We start from the raw sequence: 2795 nt of genomic DNA on the forward strand, positions 1-2795 counted from the left end.
TCCCCGAAAGGCCCACCCATGATGAAGAAACTCAAGCTCGTGATGGTCGGCAACGGCATGGCCGGCGTGCGCACGCTGGAGGAGCTCCTGAAGCTCGCGCCCGACCTGTACGACATCACCGTCTTCGGTGCCGAGCCGCACCCCAACTACAACCGCATCCTCTTGTCGCCCGTGCTCGCGGGCGAGCAGACCGTCGACGAGATCGTGCTCAACAGCTGGGAGTGGTACGCCGAGAACAAGATCACCCTGCACGCCGGCAAGAAGGTGGTCGAGGTCGACCGCGTCAGGCGCATCGTGCGCGCCGAAGACGGCACCGAGGCCCCCTACGACCGCCTCCTGATGTGCACCGGCTCCAACCCCTTCATGCTGCCCGTGCCCGGCCGCGACCTCAAGGGCGTCATCGCCTACCGCGACATCGCCGACACCGACTACATGATCGAGACCGCCAAGACCCACAAGAGCGCCGTCGTCATCGGCGGCGGCCTGCTCGGGCTGGAGGCGGCCAACGGCCTGATGCTGCGCGGCATGGACGTCACCGTGGTGCACGTCATGCCCTGGCTCATGGAGCGCCAGCTCGACGACGTCGCCGGCAAGCTCTTGCAGAAGTCGCTCGAAGACCGCGGCCTGAAGTTCCTCATCGGCGCCCAGACCCAGGAGCTCGTCGGTGGCGACGATGGCCGCGTCAAGGCCATCCGCTTCAAGGACGGCACCGAAGTGCCCGCCGACCTGGTCGTCATGGCCGTGGGCATCCGCCCCAACACCGAGCTGGCCGAGCAGATGCGCCTGCACTGCCAGCGCGGCATCGTCGTCACCGACACCATGCAGACCGTGACCGATGCGCGCATCTACTCGGTGGGCGAATGCGCGGCCCACCGCGGCATCGCCTACGGCCTGGTCGCCCCGCTCTTCGAGCAGGCCAAGGTCGCGGCCAACCACCTGGCCCAGTTCGGCATCGGGCGCTACCTGGGCTCGCTCACCTCCACCAAGCTCAAGGTCACCGGCATCGACCTCTTCTCCGCCGGCGAGTTCATGGGCGGCGAGGGCACCGAGGAGATCGTCATGAGCGACCCCTTCGGCGGGGTCTACAAGAAACTCGTCATCAAGGACGACAAGCTGGTGGGCGCGTGCCTGTACGGCGACACGGTGGACGGCAGCTGGTACTTCAAGCTGCTGCGCGACGGGCGCAGCGTGCACGACATCCGCGACAAGCTGATGTTCGGCGAATCCAACATCGGCGACACCGGCCACGAGGGCCACAGCAAGGCCGCCAGCATGCCCGACGACGCCGAGGTGTGCGGCTGCAACGGCGTGACCAAGGGCACCATCTGCAAGGCCATCAAGGACAAGGGCCTGTTCACCCTGGACGAGGTCAAGAAGCACACCAAGGCCAGCGCCAGCTGCGGCTCATGCACCGGGCTGGTGGAGCAGATCCTGATGTTCACCGCCGGCGGCGACTACTCGGCCACGCCCAAGAAGAAGGCGGTGTGCGGCTGCACCGACGCCAACCACCAGGACGTGCGCGACGCCATCCGCCGGGAACACTACCTGACGCACGACGAGGTCTACCGCAACCTGGGCTGGCGCACGCCCAACGGCTGCGCCACCTGCCGCCCGGCCATCAACTACTACCTGATCAGCACCTGGCCCAAGGAGGCCAGGGACGATCCGCAGAGCCGCTTCATCAACGAGCGCAGCCACGCCAACATCCAGAAGGACGGCACCTATTCCGTCATTCCCCGGATGTGGGGCGGCCACACCACGCCCGACGAGCTGCGGCGCATCGCGGACGCGGCCGACAAGTACCAGATCCCGACCGTCAAGGTCACGGGCGGCCAGCGCATCGACCTCTTGGGAGTGAAGAAGGAGGACCTGGAGGGCGTGTGGAAGGACATCGGCATGCCCTCGGGCTTTGCCTATGCCAAGAGCCTGCGCACGGTGAAGACCTGCGTGGGCAGCGAGTGGTGCCGCTTCGGCACGCAGGATTCCACCCAGATGGGCAAGGACCTGGAGCGCGCGCTGTGGGCGATGTATTCGCCGCACAAGGTGAAGCTGGCGGTCTCGGGGTGCCCGCGCAACTGCGCGGAGGCCGGGATCAAGGACGTGGGGGTGATCGGGGTGGATTCGGGCTGGGAGCTGTACGTGGGCGGCAACGGCGGGATCAAGACCGAGGTGGCGCAGTTCCTGGTGAAGGTGAAGACGGCCGCCGAGGTGATGGAGTATTCGGGCGCCTTCCTGCAGCTGTACCGCGAGGAAGGCTGGTACCTGGAGCGCACGGTGCACTACATCGGGCGGGTGGGGCTGGATTACGTGAAGAAGAAGATCCTCGAGGACACAGAAGGCCGCAAGGCGCTGTGGGAGCGGCTGCAGTTCGCGCTGGATGGGGAGCCCGATCCGTGGTTCGAGTCGAGCCAGGCGCAGGTGGATGTGCGGCAGTTCACGCCGGTGGCGGTGGTGCACGAAGCAACGCAGGCGGCCTGAACGGCAAGGAGAAACAACCCATGAACAACAGCAACAACAGCAACGAATGGCAGGTGATCTGCCGCGTCGAGGACATCCCGGTGCTGGGCGCGCGCCGCGTGGCGCGGCCGGTGGGGGTGGACGTCGCCGTGTTTCGCAACGCCGAGGACCAGGTGTTCGCGCTGCTCGACCGCTGCCCGCACAAGGGCGGCCCCTTGAGCCAGGGCATCGTGTTCGGCACCAGCGTGGCCTGCCCGCTGCACAACTGGGCCATCGGGCTGCAGGACGGGTGTGCCCAATCGCCCGACGAAGGGTGCACGCCGCGGTTTGCGGTGAAG

Annotated in this window: 2 protein-coding genes; both read left to right on the forward strand. The window is 66.9% G+C overall.

Annotation, left to right across the window (positions count from 1 at the left end):
- The first annotated feature begins 21 nt into the window (after positions 1–21).
- Positions 22–2478, forward strand: coding sequence for a nitrite reductase large subunit NirB (gene nirB, locus IB278_RS33495; protein ID WP_192328802.1), 2457 nt, complete (start codon positions 22–24; stop codon positions 2476–2478).
- Between the two features lie 20 nt (positions 2479–2498).
- Positions 2499–2795, forward strand: a 297-nt coding sequence (gene nirD / locus IB278_RS33500) for a nitrite reductase small subunit NirD (protein ID WP_192328799.1), incomplete at its 3' end; no start/stop codon positions are given.

The organism is Variovorax sp. VRV01, from assembly GCF_014852545.1.
Classification (GTDB): domain Bacteria; phylum Pseudomonadota; class Gammaproteobacteria; order Burkholderiales; family Burkholderiaceae_C; genus Variovorax; species Variovorax beijingensis_A.

Bases quoted from the DNA above. Each gene is read 5' to 3' on its own strand.
- nirB (WP_192328802.1), top strand. From the start codon at position 22: ATGAAGAAACTCAAGCTCGTGATGGTCGGCAACGGCATGGCCGGCGTG.